The 23,719-nt window shown below is 65.3% G+C and carries 25 protein-coding genes; 20 read left to right on the top strand and 5 right to left on the bottom strand.

Translation table 11 applies throughout. The features are described 5' to 3' along the window. The first annotated feature begins 86 nt into the window (after nucleotides 1–86). Nucleotides 87–1,652: a PspC domain-containing protein gene (locus ACSAGD_RS11955; protein ID WP_437582982.1), complete on the top strand. Its 1,566-nt coding sequence runs from the start codon at nucleotides 87–89 to the stop codon at nucleotides 1,650–1,652. Continuing rightward, a complete protein-coding gene (locus tag ACSAGD_RS11950) occupies nucleotides 1,649–2,116 on the top strand; it encodes a hypothetical protein (protein ID WP_437582981.1) in 468 nt (155 codons plus the stop codon). Before ACSAGD_RS11955 ends, ACSAGD_RS11950 begins: the two co-directional genes overlap by 4 nt. A 48-nt stretch (nucleotides 2,117–2,164) precedes the next feature. On the opposite strand, the gene ACSAGD_RS11945 is transcribed toward ACSAGD_RS11950, so the two are convergent. The 4 genes from ACSAGD_RS11945 to ACSAGD_RS11930 form a co-directional block, all read right to left on the bottom strand. Continuing rightward, nucleotides 2,165–2,971 (bottom strand): hypothetical protein, encoded by an 807-nt coding sequence (locus ACSAGD_RS11945; RefSeq protein WP_437582980.1) that lies wholly within the window; start codon nucleotides 2,969–2,971, stop codon nucleotides 2,165–2,167. Continuing rightward, nucleotides 2,950–3,510, bottom strand: coding sequence for a hypothetical protein (locus ACSAGD_RS11940; protein ID WP_437582979.1), 561 nt, complete (start codon nucleotides 3,508–3,510; stop codon nucleotides 2,950–2,952). Before ACSAGD_RS11940 ends, ACSAGD_RS11945 begins: the two co-directional genes overlap by 22 nt. A gap of 75 nt (nucleotides 3,511–3,585) precedes the next feature. After that, nucleotides 3,586–4,983: a sodium:proton antiporter gene (locus ACSAGD_RS11935; RefSeq protein ID WP_437582978.1), complete on the bottom strand. Its 1,398-nt coding sequence runs from the start codon at nucleotides 4,981–4,983 to the stop codon at nucleotides 3,586–3,588. Between the two features lie 91 nt (nucleotides 4,984–5,074). After that, nucleotides 5,075–5,665 carry a hypothetical protein gene (locus ACSAGD_RS11930; RefSeq protein WP_437582977.1) on the bottom strand — a complete coding sequence of 197 codons (591 nt, stop codon included), beginning with the start codon at nucleotides 5,663–5,665 and terminating at the stop codon, nucleotides 5,075–5,077. Nucleotides 5,666–5,913: 248 nt separating this feature from the next. Here ACSAGD_RS11930 and dnaK point away from each other — a divergent pair, with 248 nt between their 5' ends. From dnaK to ACSAGD_RS11860, 14 genes are all read left to right on the top strand, one after another. Then, complete coding sequence (dnaK, locus tag ACSAGD_RS11925; RefSeq protein WP_437582976.1) at nucleotides 5,914–7,782, top strand: molecular chaperone DnaK; 1,869 nt, start codon at nucleotides 5,914–5,916, stop codon at nucleotides 7,780–7,782. A 2-nt stretch (nucleotides 7,783–7,784) separates the two neighbouring features. Continuing rightward, nucleotides 7,785–8,450, top strand: coding sequence for a nucleotide exchange factor GrpE (locus ACSAGD_RS11920; RefSeq protein WP_437582975.1), 666 nt, complete (start codon nucleotides 7,785–7,787; stop codon nucleotides 8,448–8,450). Nucleotides 8,451–8,455: 5 nt separating this feature from the next. Then, nucleotides 8,456–9,433, top strand: a complete 978-nt coding sequence (locus ACSAGD_RS11915; protein ID WP_437582974.1) for a DnaJ C-terminal domain-containing protein — start codon at nucleotides 8,456–8,458, stop codon at nucleotides 9,431–9,433. 2 nt (nucleotides 9,434–9,435) lie between these two features. Next, nucleotides 9,436–9,855, top strand: coding sequence for a heat shock protein transcriptional repressor HspR (locus tag ACSAGD_RS11910; RefSeq protein WP_437582973.1), 420 nt, complete (start codon nucleotides 9,436–9,438; stop codon nucleotides 9,853–9,855). A gap of 358 nt (nucleotides 9,856–10,213) precedes the next feature. Further along, nucleotides 10,214–10,774, top strand: a complete 561-nt coding sequence (locus ACSAGD_RS11905; RefSeq protein ID WP_437582971.1) for a hypothetical protein — start codon at nucleotides 10,214–10,216, stop codon at nucleotides 10,772–10,774. A gap of 71 nt (nucleotides 10,775–10,845) precedes the next feature. Then, nucleotides 10,846–11,574 carry a hypothetical protein gene (locus ACSAGD_RS11900; protein WP_437582970.1) on the top strand — a complete coding sequence of 243 codons (729 nt, stop codon included), beginning with the start codon at nucleotides 10,846–10,848 and terminating at the stop codon, nucleotides 11,572–11,574. Nucleotides 11,575–11,578: 4 nt separating this feature from the next. Further along, nucleotides 11,579–12,712 (top strand): class I SAM-dependent methyltransferase, encoded by a 1,134-nt coding sequence (locus tag ACSAGD_RS11895; RefSeq protein ID WP_437582969.1) that lies wholly within the window; start codon nucleotides 11,579–11,581, stop codon nucleotides 12,710–12,712. A gap of 51 nt (nucleotides 12,713–12,763) precedes the next feature. Continuing rightward, nucleotides 12,764–13,558 carry a thymidylate synthase gene (locus tag ACSAGD_RS11890; protein ID WP_437582968.1) on the top strand — a complete coding sequence of 265 codons (795 nt, stop codon included), beginning with the start codon at nucleotides 12,764–12,766 and terminating at the stop codon, nucleotides 13,556–13,558. Next, entirely contained in the window at nucleotides 13,555–14,013 is a 459-nt protein-coding gene (locus ACSAGD_RS11885; RefSeq protein WP_437582967.1) for a dihydrofolate reductase, read from the top strand. Before ACSAGD_RS11890 ends, ACSAGD_RS11885 begins: the two co-directional genes overlap by 4 nt. Nucleotides 14,014–14,065: 52 nt before the next feature. Beyond that, the gene (locus ACSAGD_RS11880; protein ID WP_437582966.1) at nucleotides 14,066–15,031 is read left to right on the top strand and encodes a Gfo/Idh/MocA family protein; all 966 of its coding nucleotides are present in this window, start codon (nucleotides 14,066–14,068) and stop codon (nucleotides 15,029–15,031) included. Between the two features lie 91 nt (nucleotides 15,032–15,122). Next, complete coding sequence (gene clpS / locus ACSAGD_RS11875; RefSeq protein WP_437582964.1) at nucleotides 15,123–15,407, top strand: ATP-dependent Clp protease adapter ClpS; 285 nt, start codon at nucleotides 15,123–15,125, stop codon at nucleotides 15,405–15,407. Further along, a complete protein-coding gene (locus ACSAGD_RS11870) occupies nucleotides 15,407–15,928 on the top strand; it encodes a DUF2017 family protein (protein WP_437582963.1) in 522 nt (173 codons plus the stop codon). The genes clpS and ACSAGD_RS11870 overlap by 1 nt, the downstream gene beginning before the upstream one ends. Nucleotides 15,929–15,963: 35 nt before the next feature. After that, on the top strand, nucleotides 15,964–16,989 hold the full coding sequence (locus ACSAGD_RS11865; protein WP_437582962.1) for a glutathione S-transferase family protein: 1,026 nt from the start codon (nucleotides 15,964–15,966) through the stop codon (nucleotides 16,987–16,989). Nucleotides 16,990–17,043: 54 nt separating this feature from the next. After that, nucleotides 17,044–18,255, top strand: coding sequence for a glycosyltransferase (locus tag ACSAGD_RS11860; RefSeq protein WP_437582961.1), 1,212 nt, complete (start codon nucleotides 17,044–17,046; stop codon nucleotides 18,253–18,255). A 42-nt stretch (nucleotides 18,256–18,297) separates the two neighbouring features. Here the strand turns inward: ACSAGD_RS11860 and ACSAGD_RS11855 are convergent, their stop codons facing one another. Further along, nucleotides 18,298–19,731 carry a basic amino acid/polyamine antiporter gene (locus tag ACSAGD_RS11855; RefSeq protein ID WP_437582960.1) on the bottom strand — a complete coding sequence of 478 codons (1,434 nt, stop codon included), beginning with the start codon at nucleotides 19,729–19,731 and terminating at the stop codon, nucleotides 18,298–18,300. A gap of 86 nt (nucleotides 19,732–19,817) precedes the next feature. Here ACSAGD_RS11855 and ACSAGD_RS11850 point away from each other — a divergent pair, with 86 nt between their 5' ends. The 4 genes from ACSAGD_RS11850 (at nucleotide 19,818) to ACSAGD_RS11835 (ending at nucleotide 23,716) form a co-directional block, all read left to right on the top strand. After that, complete coding sequence (locus ACSAGD_RS11850) at nucleotides 19,818–21,344, top strand: MFS transporter (protein ID WP_437582959.1); 1,527 nt, start codon at nucleotides 19,818–19,820, stop codon at nucleotides 21,342–21,344. A gap of 149 nt (nucleotides 21,345–21,493) precedes the next feature. Then, the gene (locus ACSAGD_RS11845; RefSeq protein ID WP_437582958.1) at nucleotides 21,494–21,949 is read left to right on the top strand and encodes a DUF6069 family protein; all 456 of its coding nucleotides are present in this window, start codon (nucleotides 21,494–21,496) and stop codon (nucleotides 21,947–21,949) included. 22 nt (nucleotides 21,950–21,971) lie between these two features. Beyond that, entirely contained in the window at nucleotides 21,972–23,114 is a 1,143-nt protein-coding gene (locus tag ACSAGD_RS11840; RefSeq protein WP_437582957.1) for a sensor histidine kinase, read from the top strand. Beyond that, entirely contained in the window at nucleotides 23,111–23,716 is a 606-nt protein-coding gene (locus ACSAGD_RS11835; RefSeq protein WP_437582956.1) for a response regulator, read from the top strand. The genes ACSAGD_RS11840 and ACSAGD_RS11835 overlap by 4 nt, the downstream gene beginning before the upstream one ends. Nucleotides 23,717–23,719: the final 3 nt, after the last annotated feature.

Below are 23,719 nucleotides of genomic sequence, written 5' to 3'. Positions count from 1 at the left end.
TTTCACACGGGCTCAGGGCAGATCTCAGGGTCAGGTCAGGGGCATCCCTCATGGTGTCGAGCACGTGACACGGGCACGCTTGAAGCATGACGAATCAGCAGCAACCTCCACAGACGCCCGACGGCACTCAGCCCGGCGGGTCGCAGTCGAACGGTTTCTTCGGGTGGGTCCGCGGAATCGGCCTGCGCCGCTCTGATGACCGGTGGATCGCCGGTGTGTGTGGAGGCGTGGCCGAGCGCACGGGCCTTGACCCCCTGCTCGTCCGTGGCATCGCGATCGTGATCGCCCTGCTCGGCGGGCCGATTTTCCTCGCATACGCGGCAGGTTGGGCGCTGCTTCCAGATGCCGGGGGGCGCATTCACCTGGAACGCATGATTCGCGGAATCTTCGATCCGGCGCTCGTCGGCATCGGCATCCTTCTCGTTCTCACCTTCGCTCCGTTCGGCCAGGGCATCTGGTGGCGCGGAACTCCTGATTGGTGGGGCATGCCCGACTGGTTCGAAGCGATGTTGCGCACTGGGTGGATCATCGTTCTCGTCGGTGGTGTGATCTGGCTCGTGGTCGTGCTCGCTCGCAAGGCGCCACAGCACGATCCGAAGGACCCGAACGGCCCACGCTCGCACGAGCAATACTGGGGCGGTTCTTTCCCCCAGGGGGGAGGGCAGACGGATGCCGGAGCAGCCGCGTTCGGTTCGGCGACGAGCACCGGCGCGCAGCCAGCCGGAACTGCAACGGGGCCGACGCCCGGTGCGAACTTCGACGGAACACCGATGAGCGGAGCGAACACAGGCGCCGCGACGTCTGGCTCGTGGGAGCAGCATCCGTACGCGGCGGACCCGAACACAGCGTGGAACCAACAGCCCGGGGCAGCGTGGGGACAGAACTCGTACGCAGAGCAGCGTCACGCGTACGCGCAGCAGCGGCAGGCCGAAGCGCGCGCACGGCATGAGGAGCGTATGCGTGAGAACGCGCGTCGTCGCGCCGAAAACGCGGCCCGCTGGCGTGAACGTCAGCCCAGCGCGGGCTACGTCGCCATCAGCCTCGGCTTGGCTGTTCTCGGCGGAGCAGTCGCAGCTCTGGCGGCCTTCTCCGCAGGATGGCCAGAGACCGCGCTCGTCTTCGGTATCGCCGGCGCGCTCGTGGTGCTCGCTCTCGCGACGATCGTCGCGGGTATCCGTGGTCGCGAGAACGGTGGACTCGGCTTCTTCTCGACCGTCGCTGTCATCGCTCTGATCTTCGTCGGCATCGTGCCCTCTGGCGCGCATTTCTCGGCGTTTGGGGACACCCGGTGGTCCGTTGACGAGATCAGTGCGTCAGAGACCACGAGCTACGTGGCGGGACTCGGCGCTGCGACTCTCGACCTGCGGGACGTGGACGATTCCTCGTCCGGCAACATCGACCTCTGGCTCGGACTCGGCAGCACCGAGGTGATCCTGCCCGACGACGTTCCGGTCGTCGTCTACTTCAACGGTGCCGGCGCAACGGTCGAGCCTTCAGGGGACGTGACCGTCAACGGCACGCCGCGAGGACTCTTCTCGTCGGCCGTCGTTCAGAACAAGGCAGCGGAAACTGCTGCCGAATCCGACATCATCACCGTGCATGTTCGTGTGCTGTTTGGCAGTGCGGACGTCGTAGGTAAGGAGACAGCATGAGCACCGATCACTCGACTCCCGGCGGCAGCGCATCGCGTGACGAGCGTTCGACTGCATCAGAAGATGTGCCAGAGGATGCCGCAGGAGCGGCGGTTCCTCCGGTGGAAAGCCCGAACGAAGCGCCCGCTCAGGACGACGCGACCGCCATCTTCGATACCGAGGCGCAGACGGAGGAACGCTCTGCGGAGGACTCGCGTCCGACGGAGAGGTACCCCGACTTTGCGACCAGCGGTTACGCGGGGGTAGGCGCATCAGAGCCCGAAGGGAAGCGGCGTCGCTCGCCGGTGTTCGGCACGATCTTCTGGGGTGTCGCACTTCTGGTGTTCGCGGTGGTGATGGCGGCGCTCGCCGTTCCGACGATCACGGTGGACCCGGTCGCGCTCACGATCGGAGCGTGCATCTTCCTCGGGGCGCTCCTCGTGGCGGCCGGAATCGCGGCATCGGCCCGCAACCGTCAGCGCTAACCCGCACCCTCTCCCTTAAGAGCGCGGCACACTCAAGTGCCGCGCTCTTCAGCATCCGGGTCCGGATGGGTTTTTGGTGCATTCTTCATCGACGATGACGGAGTCTGCTGTTGTCGCGATCGCGGTGATGGTTTCGGCATCAGCGGTGAGAGTACCGGTGACGGGGAACCATTCTCCGTTGCCGGCTCTGAGCTCGACGCTGTAATCCACACTGAGACTGATCGTGTACGTCCCCTTCTCCGTGAACGTGTGGCTCGTGTCCGTCGCGGTGAACTCCTTCACATCAAGCTCATCCCACGATGCCCCTGCTGTGCTGGTGCTGGTGGATGTGCCATCTCCCCACGACCAGTGGAAACTCGTTGGGGTGAACCGAACAGTCACGGCCGTGTCGAACAGTTCACCGGTTTCGGTGTTGATGTCTGCGTCGGCATAGAAATTGGCAGGCAGACCGATGATCATCCACCCGTTCGGCTCCATAGAAACATCGACGTGCTCAGGGCTGAACGACGCCAGATCAGAGATCGTGATCGGATCGCGACTATCCCCGCACATGTCAAGGAGCTCGCAATTGATGTCGAGATCATGCGAATCATCGGAACCACCGCTATCTGATCCACCGTCACCGGAGCCGCCTCGAGAGCCATCCTGCTCACCATTGTCTTCGCCCCGCCCTGGCACGGTTTTTTCATCACTGACGTGCAGCGTTCCGTCTTCAGGCACACAATCACCGTTTATGAAATCCCAGCCTTTGCAACCATCCGCATGCGCTTCTACGGCACCGACGTGCTGCATGGTAAGTAAGCTAGCTCCGAGAGCCGCTGCTGCAAGAAGGATTAACAGTTTGCGTTCTGCCATACATCCAGCCGATCTACGAGCAACGTGGAAGAGTCGGAATTCCATACAAAGTCGACTTGAAGCGGAACGACGGATGCCTTTCGAGTTTCGTCTGTGACGTCATTTCCTTCAGAATCCAGTACTTTCTGCGTAGAGAGGTCTCGACAGACTCCAAGCGTCACTGAAGCCGAATCACGATCGGTTTGTTCCAAGTTCAGCAGCTGTTCGTTCCGAAAGGACGTCGAACCCTCGGTTCTGTTCTCACTGTCATCTGACTCGAACTGTTGAGTGAACCGAGATAGGAAATCAGCTGTGACGACAGGTTCCAGCGCATCCAACGTCTCGGGGTTAGTGGCACTCAGCTTGTCCAGAGTGGCGTTAAATTCTTGATAGACATCGACGGCGGCCTGGAGCGCTGCTTCTTCACTCGAGAAGATGGCCGTCTTCGTCGGTGTCGGCGTTGGTTTCGGTTCTGCTTTGGTGCATCCAGACGCAAGAAGTGCCATACCCAAGAACATTGCGAAGATCGACAGCAGCCGTCGTCGTCTCGAAATCGCCATGCGTGTCAGCGTAGAAAAACTACAAGCGTCGCGTGAAAGTTATCCACAGGATGCTGCGGCGTCCCGAGCACCGCGTTAGCTCGTGAACGTCTGCTCGTGGCTGCTCCTGCGGATCATCCAGACCGCTCGGCCGGCGAGGCTGAGAGCGATCACGATTCCGGCGACCTTCCACCACAGCCCGTCAGCGAGGAAGATCAGCACCATGGCGGCGAGCGTCGGCAACAGGTACGTGAGTGACCAGCGGATGTAACCGCCGAAGCTCGGCATGGTTACCCCCGCGGCATCCGCAACCGATTTGGTCATGAAGTTCGGGCCATTGCCGATGTACGTCATCGCCCCGCCGAAGACAGAACCGAGTGAGATCGCGACGAGCAGATGCTCCGGCACACCGGCGACCAGGGCGTCGCCGGGCACATGCGAGGCCATCTCGAAGAAGGTGGCATACGTCGGCGCGTTGTCGAGCACAGACGAGAGGCCGCCCGAAAACACGAAGAGCGTGATGTTGTTGAGCGGCAGCGACGGCGCGACCTGTCCGAGAAACTCGAGCGCAGGCATCATGGTGAGGAAGATCCCGATGAACAGCGCCGCGACTTCCAGAATCGGACCCCAGGTGAAGCCGTTGTCCTCGTATCTCGCCGCGCGGTTGCCGAAGATCAGCGAACCAGCTCCAGCTGCGATCATCACGATCTCGCGCCATGGGATGCAATCCGCGAGCTGCGCGGTTCCCGTCTCGATCGCGTGAGCATCGACGGATGGGACGAACGCGACAGCGAGGATGATCATCGCGAGAAACAGCAGGCCGATGCCGCCTCGCAGACCGAGCTTTGTCTGTGTCGCGTTGTCTTTCTCGATCTGCTCCGCCGGCTCGGTGGCGTACGCCCGACGGTCGAGGCCGTAGTAGGTCAGAAGCAGAACGAGGTTCACGAAGAGCCAATACGGCCAGAGGTTGAGGGTCCACTCGAAGGGAACTCCGCGGAGCATCCCGAGGAACAGAGGAGGATCACCGAGTGGAGTCAGCAGACCGCCGCAGTTCGCCGTGATGAAGATCGTGAAGACGACGGTGTGTACGCGGTGCGTGCGCTCTTGGTTCGTGTTGAGGATGGGGCGGATCAAGAGCATTGCGGCACCAGTGGTGCCGATGAAGGATGCCAGCACGCCGCCGACCGCAAGGAAGAGCGTGTTGTTGCGCGGCGTCGCTCGGATGTCTCCGGAGAGGAAGATGCCGCCCGACGCGACGAACAGTGACCCCAGCAGGATAATGAACTGCGCGTACTCGATCAGCGCACCGATAACGACGTCGCCGCTTCCCGCCGCGATGAACCATCCCGCGATCGGAAGCCCGAGAGTCAGGGCCACGATGAGCTTGACCGAGTTCTTCTCCCACGAGCGCTCGGTCGCCGGGATCAGAGGGAGCACCGCGATACAGAGCAGCAGAGCGACGAAGGGAAGGATGCTCCACCACTCGACGTGCATTGCGGCATCCTCTCGTCTGATGGTTCGGCGCCCGGGCGCGCTGACTCATTCAGGTTAATGGAAGCGCCGCCGCTCGCGGACGCGAAAAGCATCAGGAATCAGCGGAATCGCCCCTGTCGCAGATGGACTCGTCGTGCCAGGGGCCCGCCTGATCCATCAGCAGTCGCGACTTCTCCGGGTCCCAAACGAATACGGCACTGTGCGGGACGTACTCTCGGACTTGCCACGTGCTGTCTGGCTTGCCTTCCCGGTCGATGAATCGGAGAGACGAGACGTCGCGACACAGCGCGATCTGGATGCGGAGAGTGTCATCGGTGCGAGTCTGGTCAACCAGCGTCGTATTGAAGTATGTCGCGCGCCCGAGGACGAACACCTCGTGGTCGATGAAAGAGCCGTCGGTCTTCAGTAACGCCATGCGCTCAGGGGTCGTGGCGCTCGAGAACATGGCGAAACGTCGCGAGTCGGCTGAGCGGGTTGTCAGCATGATGCGATCGAGATGGCCGTAGACGGTCATCGCGGCGCCAAGTGCTTCCTCGTCGGAGAACTGCGGGATGGTTGGCGCGCTTGCCTCGGGAAATGGCGAGGCAGCGGCGGTGGAGGAACACGCGCCGAGCAGCGGCGTGAGCGTGAGAGCGAGGATGCCCGTGGAGAACGCGGTGAAAATGCGACGTACGTGATTCATGCTTTGACGCTAGAAAAAGCCGAGGTGTGTGGATGAAAGTCATCCACAGGAGGCGGATCTGCTAGGGAATAAACGGCCCAACCTGAAAGTTGAGTCAAATGTGCTCAAGTTTTGGTCCGAAAAATTGACAGCTGATCTCGGCCCGATAAACTTGAGCCGTAGGCACTCAACCCGAGGTGCCCGAAGACTTTGATCATCAATCAGTTGTGCCACGCCACCAGACCTGGCTGGTCAGAAGGAGAAAACACATGTCACGTGCAGTAGGTATCGACCTCGGAACCACCAACTCGGTGGTGAGCGTTCTCGAGGGTGGTGACCCCACCGTCATCGCGAACGCCGAGGGAATGCGCACTACTCCGTCCGTGGTGGCTTTCACCAAGGACAACGAGGTGCTCGTCGGCGAGACGGCGAAGCGCCAGGCGGTCACCAACGTCGACCGCACCATCGCATCGGTCAAGCGCCACATGGGCACCGACTGGTCGTTCACCGTTGAGGACAAGAAGTACACGCCGCAGGAGATCTCGGCGCGCATTCTGCAGAAGCTGAAGCACGACGCTGAGCAGTACCTCGGCGACTCCGTCACCGACGCAGTCATCACGGTCCCCGCATACTTCAACGACGCTGAGCGTCAGGCCACCAAGGAGGCCGGTGAGATCGCAGGCCTCAACGTTCTGCGCATCATCAACGAGCCGACCGCTGCGGCTCTCGCGTACGGCCTCGACAAGGGCAAGGAAGACGAGCTCATCCTTGTGTTCGACCTCGGTGGTGGAACCTTCGACGTCTCGCTTCTCGAGGTGGGCAAGGACGACGACTTCTCGACCATTCAGGTTCGTGCGACCTCCGGTGACAACCGTCTCGGTGGAGACGACTGGGATCAGCGCGTCGTCGACTGGCTGATCACCCGCTTCAAGGAGTCCACGGGTGTCGACGTCTCGCAGGACAAGATCGCGAAGCAGCGCCTCAAGGAGGCCGCTGAGCAGGCGAAGAAGGAGCTTTCGAGCTCGACGAGCACGAGCATCCAGCTTCCCTACCTCTCGCTCACCGAGAACGGCCCGGCAAACCTCGACGAGACGCTGTCGCGCGCTCAGTTCGAGAACATGACGAGCGACCTGCTCGAGCGGACCAAGAAGCCGTTCAACGACGTCATTCGTGAGGCCGGCATCAACGTCGCCGACATCGCGCACGTCGTGCTCGTCGGTGGATCGACGCGTATGCCCGCCGTTGCCGAGCTCGTCAAGAAGGAGACCGGCAAGGACGCGAACAAGGGCGTCAACCCGGACGAGGTCGTCGCCGTCGGCGCTGCCCTGCAGGCTGGCGTTCTGAAGGGCGAGCGCAAGGACGTTCTGCTCATCGACGTCACCCCGCTGAGCCTCGGAATCGAGACCAAGGGCGGAATGATGACCAAGCTCATCGAGCGCAACACGGCCATCCCGACCAAGCGCAGCGAGACGTTCACGACCGCAGACGACAACCAGCCGTCGGTTGCCATCCAGGTGTTCCAGGGTGAGCGCGAGTTCACGCGCGACAACAAGAACCTCGGAACGTTCGAACTGACCGGCATCGCTCCGGCTCCCCGCGGCATTCCGCAGATCGAGGTCACCTTCGACATCGACGCGAACGGCATCGTCCACGTCTCTGCGAAGGACAAGGGCACCGGCAAGGAGCAGTCGATGACCATCACGGGCGGCTCGTCGCTCTCGAAGGACGACATCGACCGCATGGTGCGCGAAGCCGAGGAGAACGCGGCCGAGGACAAGAAGCGTCGTGAGCAGGCTGAGACCCGCAACAACGCTGAGCAGCTCGCGTACTCGATCGAGAAGCTCATCAAGGACAACGAGGACAAGCTCCCCGAGGACGTCAAGTCCGAGGTCCAGGGCGATGTCGACTCGCTGAAGTCCGCTCTCGCCGGTGACGACGACGAGGCCGTGAAGACCGCCTTCGATAAGCTCAACGAGAGCCAGGTCAAGCTCGGCGAGGCGATCTACTCGCAGGCTCAGGCCGAGGGTGAGCAGGCGCAGGCAGCCGGTGAGCCCACCGAGGGCCAGGGCGACCAGGGCAACTCCGATGAGGACGTTGTGGACGCCGAGGTTGTCGACGACGAGGACGAGAAGAAGTAACTATGACTGACAAGAACCAGAATCCGGACGAAGAGCCGAAGGTGAACGACAAACGTCGCATCGACCCGGAGACCGGTGAGGTTCGTCAGCCTGAGCAGACGACGGGGTCGGAGGCAGGCGCCTCCGACCCCTCGGCACAGGAGGGGGCCGCTTCGGCGGCACCCGAGGACGAGCTCACAGTCGACGACATCCTCGCGGCGGCTGAGTCCGATACCGACGATGCGGGCTCTGGCGCAGGCGCGCAGAGCGACCGCGAAACCGAGCTGCTGACCGACCTGAAGCGGGTCAACGCGGAGTACGCCAACTACCGTCGGCGCACCGAGGAGAACCGCGAGATCGAGAAGCAGCGCGCCACCGGGGCAGCACTCAACTCCCTGCTGCCCGTTCTCGATGATCTCGATCGCGCCGAGAAGCACGGAGACCTTGAGGGCGACACCCCGTTCGCCCAGATCGCGTCGAAGCTGCGTCAGGCGGTTGAGCGACTGGGCCTCAGCGCCTTCGGCGCTGAGGGAGACCGCTTCGACCACAACATGCACGAGGCGATCTTCCAGCAGCCCAGCCAGGACGTCGAGGTCGAGACCATCGTCGACGTCGTCCAGACCGGTTACTTTGTGGGAGACACGCTGTTGCGAGCGGCCAAGGTGGTCGTCGCCGTTCCTGCTGAGTAGGTGCCATGGCAAGTCAAGATTGGTTCGACAAGGACTTCTACAAAGTCCTCGGTGTCGACAAAGACGTGAGCCAGGCGGATCTCAAGAAGACGTACCGCAAGCTGGCACGCAAGTACCACCCGGATTCCCATCCCGGTGACACCGCGGCCGAAGCGAAGTTCAAGGAGATCTCTGAGGCGTACGCTGTGCTCTCCGACGAGGAGCAGCGCAAGGAGTACGACGCTGTCCGCGCCATGGGGTCCGGTGCCCGATTCACGGCACCGGGCTCCGCGGGCGGCGCCGGAGGCTTCGAGGACGTCTTCGGCGGTATGTTCGGCGGAGGCACGCGCGGCAGCTACCAGCAGGCCGACTTCGACGACATCCTCGGCGGCATGTTCGGGAGCGGGCGCTTCGGGCAGTCGAGCGGCGGTTACCGCGGCTTCGGAGGGCCGACGCCGGGACGTGATGTCACGGCATCCACCACTCTCGACTTCATGACCGCGACCAAGGGCGACACCATCACGCTGCAGACCTCCGACGGGCGACCGATCAAGGTCAAGATTCCCGCGGGTGTCGCTGACGGGCAGAAGATCAAGCTGCGTGGAAAGGGTCAGCCGTCCCCGGACGGTGGACCGGCGGGAGACATCGTGCTCACCGTGCACGTGCGCAAGCACCCGGTGTTCGAACGTGAGGGGCTGAACCTGCGCGTACGCGTTCCCGTCACATTCGTCGAGGCCACGCTGGGAGCGACGATCGAAGTGCCCACGCTTGAGGGCAACACGGTCAAGCTCAAGGTGGCGCCCGGAACACCGAGCGGCCGCGTGCTGCGTGTGAAGGGTCGCGGTGTGACGACAAGCAAGGGCACAGGTGATCTGCTCGCAGAGATCCAGGTCGCGGTGCCCGCGCACTTGAGCGCCGAAGCTGAGGCTGCCCTCAAGGCATTCCACGATCTCGAACCTCAGGAGAACCCGCGCGAGGAGATCATCGCGAGAGCACGGAGCTGATCATGGACGAGCATTCGCCGGTATTCGCCATTGCGGTTGCGGCTGAGCTTGCGGGAATGCACCCGCAGACGCTTCGCCAGTACGACCGCATCGGGCTCGTGCGGCCCAAGCGGACCGCCGGACGCTCGCGCCGTTACTCCATGCGCGATGTCGAGCAGCTGCGCGAGGTGCAGCGGCTCAGCAACGAAGGCGTCAGCCTCGAAGGAATCGCGCGCATCCTCAGCCTCGAGAACGAAGTCTCACGGTTGAACGCCCGCGTGCGCGAGCTCGAGAACGCCCTCGCCGACCAGGTGCTCCAGGCGCAGGGCCGTCGCGTGTTCGCTGCGGGGGAGCACGGCGACGTGATTCCTCTGCGCAGCGGCACGCGTACGCAGCGTCGAACGGAGATCGTCGTGTGGCGGCCTCATCGAGGAGACTCGTGAGTCGGTGAACGATTTGCGACAGGGAGCCGTCGGAGAGATCCGGCGGCTCCTCGTCGTCTCGGCGGTCGGCAGCGTTGTTCACAGTCTGTGTGACACGATCGGTTTTCCACAGAACGCACGACGAACCGAGTTATCCACATTCGGATGCCGATGTCTTTCACGATCGACGTGGAGGCGGAAACCTGAGGTCATCGACACCAGAAGGAGTTCGCCGATGACGCATCCTGGTCCCGCAGTTCCACCGCCCCCACCTCCCTACAACCCACAGAGCCTCCCTCCTCGAATTACCCAGGGGCAGCCTGCCTACCTGCCGCACGGACAGCCACCGCCGGTGGGGTGGGGGTCGCCTGCGCCAGCGATGCGCGCGTCGCGGAAGCCGCCCCTCACGCGTCGCCAGCTCTGGTTCTCGCTGAGCGCTGGTGGCACCTCGTTTCTCCTCATCTCGATCGGTGTGACGCAGTTCCTGTTCATCGTGCTGGGACTGACCGGCGTCTTGGCACTGGGCGGCGCGCTGCAGCTGGGAACGGGGAACATCGACAAGTTCGGAGGTCTCGCCGACATGGTCATGACCCACATTCTGATCTCGGCCGTGGTCTGTGTCGGCCTGTGTCTGCTCGGCATCGGCGTCAGTGCGCTGCTGTTGAGAATCGGGTGTGTCGACCGGATCGTCGCGGTCACGGCATCCGGCATCGGAGCTGCCGCGGTCGTGTGGCAGAACATCGCCTGGATCTTCGTCATGCTGTGGCTGGAGGCATTGCCGTCGGCATACACATTCGAGACCGACCCTGACCCGCATGCTCAGGCGGCTCTGGTGATGATCGTCATCGGCGCCATCCTCGCGAGTGTCGTCATCGGCGCTCTCAGCTGGTGGCTGATGGCGCACATCTTCCGTCGTAGTCCGCGGGCTCAACGGGGCTGATGGGGAGAACACCCCGCAGACAATTGCGCGAGGTTCTGCGATTGTGGAGAGACACGAGGTGAGGAGCAATCGTGTCCTATCCGAATCCGAATGCGTCAGGGCCCTACCAGCAGCCGACGTATGCGCAGCCGACCCCACCCTACGGGAACGCGCCGTACGGAGCTCCGCCGCCCGTCGGTCCCAACGGCTACCCGATATGGCAGCCTCCCGTGCAGTGGCGCCGTGTGCCACTCAACGGTCGGCAGAAGTCTGCGTCAGCCATCGCTGGAGCGCTGGGATTCCTGCTTATGTCCCTCGGCTTCTGGACCGTTGTCGGCCTCGCGTTCGCACTGTTCATGGGAGCATTCATGTGGGCGATCGTGCGCTTGGTCCTTGTGGACAATCCCAGCGATCTCGATGCCGCGACTGTCAGCGCGTGGTTTGATGACACCTGGAGCACGTGGTGGTGGGTGTACCTGCTGATCGGCGTGGCCGCGATCGGGCTCTGGATCCTCGGTTACCTCATGAGCATCAGCATCATGCGATCGGCTGACGTGAACCATCCCGTCGGCGTCACTTGGGCAGGACTCGGGATCAGCGTTGCCGCATGGCTCCTTCTCTCGTTACCGCTCGGCCTCGTCTCGGGCACCCTCGTCGACCTCTTCGACCCTGAGGTGAATCCGGAGCTCGGCTGGACCGCGGGCAATATCGCCTTCGGCGTGATCTGGATCGTGCCTGCCCTCCTCCTCTGGGTCGTGATCGGTGCGTTGAGCTGGTGGTGGATGGCACACGGCATGCGAAAGCGGGAGCCCGTAGCCTGAGTCTGTGACTGAGTTCTCGTTCGATGCTCTGCGCAGATACCCCGATATCGAAGCGCCCAACCTCTACGCGGTCGACGCAAGCGATCGGCTCATTCTCGACACCGCCGCCGGAGCGCTCGAGGATGCCGCCGAGGGGGAGGTTGTCGTCATCGGAGATCGGCACGGGGCGCTCTCGCTCGGCGCCGCCGGTCTGCACGGAGTGCGTGGCATCCGGGTGCACCAGGATGGTCTCTCCGGCGAACGTGCGATTCTTGCGAACGCGGAGCGCACCGGGTTTGCGGATGCGATTCGCATCGGAGGGCTTGACGCAGACCTGGTTCGGGACGCGCGCGTCGTCTTGCTTCAGCTTCCGCGCTCACTTGACGCACTGGACGAAATCGCGCAGACGATTGCGCTGAGTGCGTCGCCTGATGTCACTGTGTACGCGGGTGGTCGAGTGAAGCACATGACCCACGCGATGAACGACGTGCTCAACCGTTCCTTCGGCAGCGTGTCGGCAGGACTCGGCAGACAGAAGTCGCGGATGCTGTTCGCGTCGGGCCCTCACGACGACGTCGAGAGACGGTGGCCGACATCGCAGCGGCACAACGACCTCGATCTGACGGTCTGGGCGCACGGCGCTGCGTTCGCCGGGGCACGAATCGACATCGGAACACGGTTCCTCCTGCAGCACCTCAGCGCTGTGCCGCACGATGTCAGTCGTGTGGTCGACCTCGGGTGCGGCACCGGAGTCCTCGCAACCTGTTTTGCTCGGGAGCGACTCGATGTCGAGGTGACGGCATCGGACCAGTCCGCCGCTGCCGCGGCATCCGCTCGCCTCACCGCTGACGCGAACGGAGTCGGCGACCGCGTCATCGTGCAGCGGGACGACGGGCTCTCGTCGATGCCAGATGACAGCGTCGATGCGGTGCTGCTGAACCCGCCCTTCCACATCGGGGCATCTGTGCACGCGGGAATCGCACTCAAACTCTTCGCGGAAGCCGGACGTGTGCTGAGGCCCGGCGGCGTGCTGCTCGCGGTTTGGAACTCGCACCTTGCCTACCGTCCGCAACTCGAGCGGCTCGTGGGGAGGACGGAGCAGATGGCGCGGAACGCCAAGTTCACAATCACGCTGTCGCGTGTCTCGACACGAGGCTGATGCTCAGGCTGGGAAGGACGATCGGCGCCGGAGACCGCGTACCCTTGAACCATGCGCCAATACCTCGATCTGATGCAGCGTGTTCTTGACGAGGGCGTCGAGAAGTCTGATCGCACAGGAACCGGGACTCTCAGTGTGTTCGGCCACCAGATGCGATTCGATCTGCAGGCCGGGTTTCCCGCACTGACGACGAAGAAGCTGCACCTGCGCAGCATCATCGGGGAGCTGCTGTGGTTTCTGCGCGGAGACACGAACATCGGCTGGCTGCACGAGAACAAGATCACGATCTGGGACGAGTGGGCCGACGAGAACGGTGACCTCGGTCCGGTGTACGGACACCAGTGGCGTTCGTGGCCGACACCGAACGGCGAGCACATCGATCAGATCGCGAAGGTGATCGAGTCGCTCCGGTCGAATCCGGACTCGCGCCGCCACATCGTCAACGCGTGGAACGTCGCCGAGGTTGACGACATGGCGCTTCCGCCGTGCCACACCATGTTCCAGTTCTACGTCGCGGACGGGACCCTCTCCTGCCAGCTGTACCAGCGATCTGCGGACATCTTCCTCGGTGTTCCCTTCAACATCGCCTCATACGCTCTGCTCACGATGATGGTCGCGCAGGTCACCGGTCTCAAAGCCGGCGAGTTCGTGCACACGTTCGGTGACGCGCACCTCTACCTCAACCACCTGGAGCAGGCGAAGCTCCAGCTCTCGCGTGAGCCCGGACCGTTGCCGACCATGCGCATCAACCCCGAACGCACCTCCATCGACGAGTTCGAGATCGCCGACTTCACGCTCGAGAACTACGAGGCGGCGCCGAGCATCAAGGCACCGATCGCCGTATGATCACGCTCGTCGCCGCGATGGGGGCGAACCGCGTCATCGGCGCGGATGGAGGCATGCCCTGGCACCTTCCCGAGGACCTCAAGCACTTCAAGGCCGTCACGCTCGGCACCACCATGATCATGGGTCGGCGCACGTTCGACTCGATCGGCCGCCCGCTGCCCGGGCGCCGCACCATCGTGGTGACACGGGATGCCTCGTGGCAGCACGACGGCGTCGATGTCGCGCACTCGCTCGACGAGGCCCTCGCGCTCGCCGGAGACGCTCCGGTGTCGATCGTCGGCGGTGGGCAGATCTACGCGCAGGCTCTTCCTCTTGCCGACCGGATGGAGCTCACGTTCATCGACGCAGAGCCGCACGGTGACACGGTTTTCCCCGAGTGGGAGTCGGACCACTGGCGTGAGATCGCATCGGAGCAGCGCGACGGTTTCCGCTTCGCCACGCTCGAGCGCGTGTAGCCGCTCGAAGCACGCAGGCACTGCTACGGTTTCTCCAAGCAAAGGGGCGAGAATGTCACAGCACACGGTCGGCCTGATCGGAGCCGGTTCTATGGCGGCGACGCACGTCGCGGCCTGGGCTGAGCTCGGAGTGGACGTGATCGTCTGGTCGCCGCGCACCGCGCGGTCGTTCGCAGAGACGCACGGAGTCCCCGCTGCGAGCAGCTTCGACGAGCTTCTCGCGGCGAGCACGCTCGTCGACGTGACGTCGCCCACGCCGTACCACGCGGAGCAGATCCGCGCCGCGATCGCGGCAGACCTTCCGATCGTGTGTGAGAAGCCGCTCGCGCGCAGCGCCGATGTCGCCCGCGACCTCGTGCTCTCGGCGGAGGCCGCGGGTGTGCCGCTGTTTCCGGCCCACGTGGTGAGGTACATGGAGCCGTACGGGCACGCGCGCGACGCGGTCGCGTCCGGAGCCCTCGGCAGCGTCAGCCACGCACGCTTCATCCGTGAGGCGGCGACGCCGGCCGGCGGAACGTGGTTCGACGACGACGCGGCGTCTGGCGGCATCCTTCTCGATTTCCTCATCCACGACTTCGATCAAGCACGCTGGATGTTCGGAGAGGTGCTCCGCGTCGAGGCGACCCAGACTCCGGCGACGTCTGACGGTGTTGTGCCGCGGCTGGTGGAGGCCCACGTCACGCTCGTGCACAGGGGTGGTACGGTCACCTCGATCGAGGGCCGCTGGGGCGATGAGGGCACGCCGTTCCGCGCGGCATTCCAGATCGACGGCGATTCGGGCACGCTCGACCACGATTCAACCCGGTCCGGGCCGCAGGGGGATGCCGCGGCGGCCACGGGTGCAGCGGCAAATGTTCCCGTCGACAACGCCTATCGCGAGCAGCTCCGCGACTTTCTCGGCGCGATCGAGGACGGCACTCCCGCACGCGTCACCGCCGCGGACGGTCTGGCGGCGGTCCGCATCGCCGACGCGGTGAATCGCTCCGCCGTGTCAGGGCGGCCCGTCGGCCTCATCTGACACCGGCAGACCTCGCGGGGCGCATCACGCGCTCGGCGGAATCTGTGCACCAGCGGATGAATCGGACGGCTCGAAGTGTCAGCATAGAGGTATGGCCGAAACGTCCTTCGACACGCGACTCGACGAGCAGCTCACGCTGGGCTCGCCGTGGGTCACGGTCGTGTGGGACGACCCGGTGAATCTGATGACGTACGTGGCGTTCGTGTTCCGCAGCTACTTCGGCATGCCGCGCGACAGGGCCGAGCGGTTGATGCTTCAGGTGCACAACGAGGGCCGCGCGGTCGTGGCGAGCGGCACGCGCGAGGAGATGGAGCGTCATGTGTCCGCGATGCACGGCTACGGGCTCATGGCGACGCTGCAGAAGGCGGACAGCTGATGCACGCATTCAGGCGCACGGGAGACGAGGTTGAGGCTCGCTTCGAAGACATCGAGGTGTCGGTGCTGGTCAACCTCACCGAGCAGCTGCGTCTGCTCATCGAGGGTGTCGCGGATGGTGGAGCCCATGGCGACAGTGCGGCGGGCAGGCTGTTTCCGGACGCCTACACCGACGATGACGAAGCGGCGGCGGAGTTCCGACGGTTCACGGTCGGTGACATCGCCGAGGGCAAGAAGGCGGATGCGGATGCCGTCCTCGCGACGCTCCGAGAGCACGGCGCGGTTCCGGTGCGCATGGGCTCCGAGACGGTCGTGCGCATGGGCCGCGATCGAGCCCTGCGTTGGATGCGGTCGCTCACCGACCTGCGGCTGAGTCTCGACTCCCGCATCGCCGAGCCGACCGACGAACTCGTCGCTGAGCTGACCGAGGACGACATGGAGTCGCTCCGCGGGATGTACGACTGGCTGACGTTCGTCCAGGGGACCCTCATCGAGGCCCTTGAGGAACTCGACGCCCGCTGAATGCGCATGTCGCTGCTGCGGCGTATGGTCAGAGCATGGCTGACACAGAGGATGCCGACGGCCGCTACGTCGAGCCGGGCAAAGCGTTCGATCGCGACACGAACTACATCGAAGATCGCATCACGCGCGACGGGCGCGACGGGTGGCCGGTCGAGGCCGGGCGCTACCGCCTCATCGCCGCGCGTGCGTGTCCGTGGGCGAACCGCACGATCATCGTGCGGCGTCTCCTCGGGCTCGAAGATGCCATCTCGCTCGGCCTCCCCGGACCGACGCACGACAAGCGCAGCTGGACGTTCGACCTCGACCCGGGTGGGGTCGATCCGGTGCTCGGCATCGAGCGGCTGCAGCAGGCGTATTTCCGCCGGTTCCCCGACTATCCGCGCGGCATCACCGTTCCGGCGATCGTCGATGTGCCGACCGGTGCCGTGGTCACCAACAACTTTCCGCAGATCACCATTGACTTCGAGACGGAGTGGACGCAGTTCCACCGTGACGGTGCACCGGACCTCTACCCGGAAGATCGGCGTGACGCGATCGACGAGGTTGCCGAGCTCGTCTATCGCGATGTGAACAACGGTGTCTACAAGGCGGGCTTCGCCGGTTCGCAGGATGCCTATGAGAAGGCGTATCGCACGCTGTTCGACCGGCTCGACTGGCTCAGCGAGCGTCTCTCCACCCAGCGCTACCTCGTTGGCGACACGATCACGGAGGCCGATATCCGCCTCTTCACGACGCTCGCCCGGTTCGATGCGGTCTATCACGGCCACTTCAAGTGCAACCGCTCGAAGCTGGCCGAGATGCCGACGCTCTGGGCATACGCGCGGGATCTCTTCCAGACACCCGGCTTCGGCGACACCATCGACTTCGGTCAGATCAAGGCGCACTACTACCTGGTGCACAAGGATGTGAATCCGAGCGGCATCGTGCCTGTCGGCCCCGACGAGACCGTCTGGCTGACGCCACACGGTCGTGAGGAGCTCGGTGGTCATCCGTTTGGCGACGGCACGCCTCCGCCTCCGCCGCGGGAAGACGAGCGTGTGCCGGAGCTCCGCTCCGCGTGAGACGCGTCTGACGCGGAGCATCGCGGTGGAGCTCGCCCGGTATTGTGAAGTGCAATGCACATACTGATCGCGACCGACCAGCATCCGGAGTCGCTCGGTGGCGCCCAGGTGTCCATCCGCCTCCAGAAGAAGTACCTCGAGAAGGCCGGGCACCTCGTGTCGATCGCGGCTCCGGGGATGCACCGTGAGCACGTGCAGGATGACGGCTACCTCGAGCTGCCGTCCTTTCCGATCACGTTCGACCGCGAATACGCGCTGACTCGTCCGGGCCGTCGCAGCGATCGTGCGCTCGACGACCTCGTCGCCCAGCGCGGCCGGGTCGACGTCGTGCACATCCAGGGGGACTTCTGGGGCGCGATCATCGGCCTGCGGTACGCGAGGCGTCACGGCATCCCTGTCGTCCTCACGTTCCACAACAACATGGAGTTCGGTCTGCGCAAGACGGTGCCGTTCCCGCGGCTCGTCACAAAGCTGCTGCTCGCCATCGAGGGGCGGTCGCTCGGCGGCCAGCAGTCGCTTCTGCGGCCGGATGCGTGGCGGTATCTGAACGAGCTGGCCCTGCGGGCGGATGCCGTCACGGCTCCGAGCCGTCACTTCGCAGCCCTCCTTCGGCAGAAGGGGGTCGCTCAGGAGATCGACGTGGTGCGGACGGGCGCTGACGACGACGTGATCGACGACGTCCTTGCGAATGTCGAACGGGAGAAGGGTGCGCGGCCGACGCTCGTGTGGATGGGCCGCATGAGCCACGAGAAGCGCATCCTCGAGTTTCTCCAGGCTATCGAGCGGGCTGATGTCGACGCCGAGGTGCGGCTCTACGGCCAGGGCCTTCTGCTGTCGAAGGCGCGTGAGTTCGTCGCGAAGCACCGGCTCAGAGACCGCGTCGTGTTCGCGGGCAAGGTTCCCTACCGCGACTCGCTCGCCTCGATCGCCGCGGCCGACGCCCTCGTGCAGACCTCAATCGGGTTCGAGACGCAGGGCATGACCGTGTTCGAGGCCGCCGCGCTCGGCACCACATCGATCGTGTGCGACCCGGAGATCGCCGCTGAACTGCCGGAGGGTGTCTACGTGGAGCCCGCGGACGAGTCGATCGATGCGCTCGCTGACACGCTGCGCCACGTCGTCGAGGACGCGACCTCCGATGGGGCGGCGCGACCGTCGCCTCATGCGTCCGAATCGTTCCGGCAGAGTGCGCAGACCGCGAGGATGCTCGAGATCTACGAGCGTGTGCTTGAGCAGACTCCGCCCACGGCCGCCTCGACGGTGTGACGCAATGTGAGACCGGGCGGTGTGTGAATCGAGGATGCGTCGTCAGACGACGATCGCGCCGGTCACGAGTCCGATGACGCCGACGATCGCCCCGACGATCACGAGCGCTGCGAGCGCGAGCTCCGCCGGGCAAAAGACCCGGAGCCGCTGCTCGCGTCGCGCTCGCAGATAGAGCAGGGTTCCGGGTGCGAAGACGATGAGCGCGAGCAGCAGGTACGTCGGCCCGGCGGCGATCAGCAGGAACACCGCGTACACGAGTGCCAACGTCGAGAAGACAACGGGACCGGGGCGTCGGTCGCCCGGCCGTTCCGGGGCGAGGCAGATCTTCACGGCGTACCCGGCGGTGAACAGGTAGGGCACGAGCGACAGCGAGCTGCACAGCTTCAGCATGAGGTCGAACGCGTCGGTCGAGAACAGAGTCACGACGAGAAGCGTCTGGACCATGAGGGTCGTCAGCAGAAGCGACGCGGAGGGGACGCCGTGCCGGTTCCGACGTGCGAGGAACCGCGGGGCATCGGAGTTCGCCGCCGCCGTGAACATGACCTCCGAGGCCATGAGCGTCCACGCGAGGTAGGCGCCGAGAACCGACACGATGAGTCCGACGTCGATGAGTGCCGAACCCCAGGGGCCGACCACCTCGCGCAGCACGCCCGCCATTGAGGGCTGCGCCATCTGCGCGAGCGCGTCGCGCGGCGCCACTCCGTAGGAGAGGATCGAGACGGACGCGAACACGGCCAGCACCGAGAGGAACCCGAGAACGGTCGCGCCGCCGATCTGGCGGCGGCTCTTCGCGTAGCGGGAGTAGACGCTGGCACCCTCGACCCCGAGGAAGACGAACACCGTGATGAGCATGGTCGACGACATCTGGTCGCCGAGAGCGGAGAGGTCCGGTGGCCCGTGCCAGAGGTTCGCCGCGAAGACATCCGCGTTGAAGCCCACGATGCTCACGATCACGAGGAACATGCCGATCGGCAGCAGCTTCGCAATCGTCACGATCACATTGACGATGACGGCTTCACGGATGCCTCGCAGAACGAGCGAGTGGAAGACCCACACCGAGGCGCTCGCGATGACGACCCACACGGCCGTGTTGCCACCAGAGAACGCCGGGATGATCGTGCCGATCGTGGAGCCGATGAGCACCCAGTAGGTCGCGTTGCCGGCGCACGCGCTCGCCCAGTAGCCGAACGCGGCGACGAAGCCCACGTAGTGCCCGAAGCCCGCCTTCGCGTACGAGTAGATGCCGGAGTCGAGGTGGGGTCGCACGTGCGCGAGACGCTGGAACACAAGCGCGAGCATGAGTGTGCCGGCACCCGCGACTGTCCACGCGAGGGCTGCTCCGATGACGCCCGTGCTCTCCGCGAAGTTGCGCGGCAGTGAGTACACGCCCGCGCCGACGATCGAGCCGACGACCATCGCTGCGAGCGCGAGGAATGGCACGCGCCTGCTCGTCGAGACCGGACCGGTCGCGCTCATCGGAGCGCACCGGGGGCGGGCGTGACGCGAGAAGTATGGATCATTCGTACGATGTAGTGGTGGTGAAGCGTGCGTAGCCTCGAAGGGTGCCGGGTCGTCTCCGGCAGAAAGAAGAGCCGATGGCATCGGTGACGACTGGGGCAACGGTGAACGGCAGACGGAGATGGGCGGGGCTCGGAGCCCTCGCGGCATCCCTGTCAATGATCGTACTTGACGGAACGATCGTCGGCGTCGCCCTGCCGACCATCATTGCGGACCTCGGAATCTCTGTGAGCGAGGCGCAGTGGGTCAACGGAATCTACCCCGTGGTGTTCGCAGCCCTGCTGCTCACCGCCGGTCGCGTGGGTGACCGAATCGGACGACGGCGGATGCTTCTCATGGGCATCGCCGCGTTCGTGACCGGGAGTCTGCTCGCCGCGATCTCGTCGACAGCGGCACTGCTGATCGCCTCTCGGGTCGTGCAGGGCGTCGGCGGCGCGATGATTCTGCCGACGACCCTCTCGAGTGTGAACGCCACGTTCCGTGGGCGCGACCGCGCGATCGCGTTCGGGGTGTGGGGCGCGGTGATCTCCGGCATGGCCGCGCTCGGGCCGCTGCTCGGCGGGTGGATCACCTCGATGTTCAGCTGGCAGTGGATCTTTCTCGTGAACCTTCCGCTCGGCGCTGCACTCGTCGTCGCGGTGCTGCTCACCGTCGACGAATCGCGCGAGCCGTCGGGAGAGCGAGGCTTCGATCTGCTCGGCCTGCTGCTGAGCGTCGTCGGCCTCGGGCTCGTCGTGTTCGGCCTGATCGAGGGCGCTGAACTCGGATGGTGGGCTCAGACGGGCAGCATCAGCATCTTCGGGGTGACATGGGGACCGGATGCCGCGGTCTCGATCGTTCCGGCGGCACTGATCACGGGCGCCGTGGCGCTCGTGGCGTTCACGCTGTGGCAGCGTCATCGGGCGCGCGTGGGCCGCAGCCGCATCCTCGATCTCTCCCTGTTCACGGTGCCGACGTTTCGCTGGGGCAACGTCGCGGCGATGTGCGTTGCGATGGGCGAGTTCGGTCTGCTGTTCGTTCTGCCCCTGCTGATCATCGAGGCGCTCGGAGCCTCGCCCATGCTCGCGGGGCTCACGCTCGCCGCCATGGGGCTCGGCGCGTTCCTGGCCGGAGCCTCCGCCCGTCACGTCGCCGCGCGGTTCTCGCCGCCGACGGTCGTGATCATCGGGCTCGTGCTCGAGACGGCGGCCGTTCTCGGGCTCGCGGCTGTGGTGTCCGTCGACCTCTCGCTCTGGGTTCTCACCGGCATCCTCCTCGTCTACGGCGTCGGCCTGGGGCTCGCCTCGGCACAGCTGACCGGAACCGTGCTCGCCGACATCCCCGTCGCGCAGTCTGGGCAGGGATCGGCGACGCAGAGCACGGTGCGGCAGATCGGTTCAGCGCTCGGTACGGCCGTGATCGGCACGGTCTTCGTGGCGGGCTTCGGCGCGCTGCCGCAGGCGGTCACGGTCGATCAGGAGACAGCGGTGCTCATGGCGGATGCCGCGCGGCGGGCGCTCCTCGTCGCAGGCGGGTTTCTCGCCGTCGGTGCGGTCTCGGCTCTGCGGCTCCGCCAGCGCGCTCGTGCGTGATCGCGAGTGCCCGGGCGAAGCGTTCGGCACGTGCTCGGTGCGTGTGAGGCTGCGCGTCGTGTGACAAACGTCCCATCGGAGTGGGGACATCGCTCTCTGTGGGTCGCGTTCGGCTCTCCGTAGCGTCGAAGACGACGAAAGGAGCACTCATGACTCGCTCAGATCAGTACATTTCTCAGGCACCGCCCCGCGGCACTCGCGCCACGACGATGACCGCTCGGGGTGCGCTCGTGCAGCTCGCCGTCGTCGGCGTCGCGGCGATCGGCGGTCTTCTCGTGTGGGCCATCGCGGGTCCGCTCGCCGGGGTGCCGCTCGTGGTCGCCGCGGGCGGCTCGCCCATGGCGATCACCCCGGTCTCGATCGTGGTCGCCGCGATCGTGACGGGCGCGGCAGCGTGGCTTCTGCTCGCGCTGCTGTCGCGGCATCCTCGCGGACTCACCGCCTGGACCATCGTCGGCACGGTCGTGCTGTTGCTCTCGCTGCTCGGCCCCGCCCTGTCCGGAGCGGCAGTAATGACACTCGTTGCGCTCGAGGCGATGCACCTCGTCGTCGGCGGCACGCTCATCATCGGACTGCGGCGCACAGCGTCGCGGCGGGACGCGTAACGTGATGGAGGGGAGGACGACGATGACCGACCGCATGAGCACCACGCTGCCGCGTGCCGCGGACTGCGACGACTTGGTGACCGCCTGGATCGTCCGCCGCCGCGGCCCGCTGTTCGCCCTGGTCTGGATGCCCGTTCTGCTGCTCGCGCCCATCGTTTCGAGCATCACCGCGGGACGCCCCGACGTCACGATCGCCTACTTAGTGATCGCCGCCTGGTACGCCGTCACCGTGATCGTGCCTTACCGCGATGTGCCGACGTGGGTGGGGGAGGTCTGCGTCGCCGTGCTCACGGGCATGGTCGTCGCGCAGTTCCTGATCTCGCACTCCGGTCAGGGGTTCCTGTATCCGCTGCTCGCGATCGCCGCGGCCACCGCGATTCGGCTGCGCGCCGCACTCGCCTTCGTCATGGCGCTCTCCATCAGCGGCACGGTCGCAGAGGGCGTCGACTCGCTCTCGCTCGGCAGCGCGCTGCTGTTCGGGTTCGCGAGCGTCATGGCCGGTGCGAGCACGTTCCTCATCCGTTACCTCGTCGACGTTGTCGTCGAGCTGCGAGCCACCCGCCGGCGCCTCGCCGGGGTCGCGGTGACCGAGGAGCGCCAGCGCTTCTCACGCGACCTGCACGATCTGCTCGGTCACACGCTCTCGGTGATCGTGGTGAAGGCGGAGGCCATTCGCCGATTTGCGAAGACCGATGCGGATGCCGTGGTCGAGCACGCCCGCGGTATCGAAGACGTCGGCCGCACCGCGCTCGCCGACGTGCGTCAGGCGGTCGCGGGCTACCGTGAGCTGCGCCTGGAGGCGGAGCTCGCGAGTGCCCTCGAGGTGCTGGAGGACGCCGGGGTCAGCGCGGAAGCCACCTCGCCGCTGCCGGGACTGTCGCTCGAGCTCGACCAGCTCTTCGCGTGGGTCGTGCGTGAGGCGACGACGAACGTCATCCGTCACTCGCGCGCGTCGCGGTGCACGATACAGATCACGAGGGATGCCGCCGGAGCGACGCTGCGGGTGACCGACAACGGGCGCGGAGCCGTCGCGGCCGAAGTGGGCAGCGGACTTCGCGGTTTGCAGGAGCGCGCAGCTCGCCTGGGTGGCGAGCTTCGAGTGGACTCGGACGCTCGCGGCTTCAGCATCGAGATCCGCGTGCCACGAGAGGGGAGCGACCGATGATCACGATCGTCATCGCCGAGGACCAGACGATGATGCGGCAGGCGCTTACGAGTCTGCTCGAGCTGGAGCGCGACCTGACGGTCGTGGCGGACGTCGGACGCGGTGATGAGGTCGCCGAGGTGGTGCGCGAGCACCGGCCGGATGTCGTGCTCCTCGACATCGAGATGCCGGGGCTCTCCGGGCTCGACGCCATTCCGGCCGTGCGCGAGGCGCATCCGGGTGTCGCCGTCATGGTCGTCACGACGTTCGGCCGGGCCGGGTACCTGAGGCGGGCGATGGATGCCGGAGCGCGCGGCTTCCTCGTGAAGGACGACCCGGTGGAGAAGCTCGCCGCCGCGATCCGTCGTGTCGTCGCGGGGGAGACGGTCGTCGACCAGCTGCTCGCCGCGCAGGCGCTGTCCGCCGGGGAGAACCCGCTGTCCGACCGCGAAGCCGAGGTGCTCGGCGCGTCGGACGGCGGCATCCCCATCACCGAGATCGCCGGGGCGCTTCACCTGTCCCCGGCGACGGTGCGCAACTACCTCTCGAGCGCGATCGGCAAGCTCGGTGCGCGCAACCGCGGTGAGGCGCTGCGCGAGGCGCGCCGAAGCGGCTGGCTGTGATCG

This window comes from Paramicrobacterium salitolerans (assembly GCF_051513965.1).
GTDB lineage: Bacteria > Actinomycetota > Actinomycetes > Actinomycetales > Microbacteriaceae > Paramicrobacterium.
Note: the sequence above shows the minus strand (reverse complement) of the source record. Positions and strands in the feature narration are given on the sequence as shown.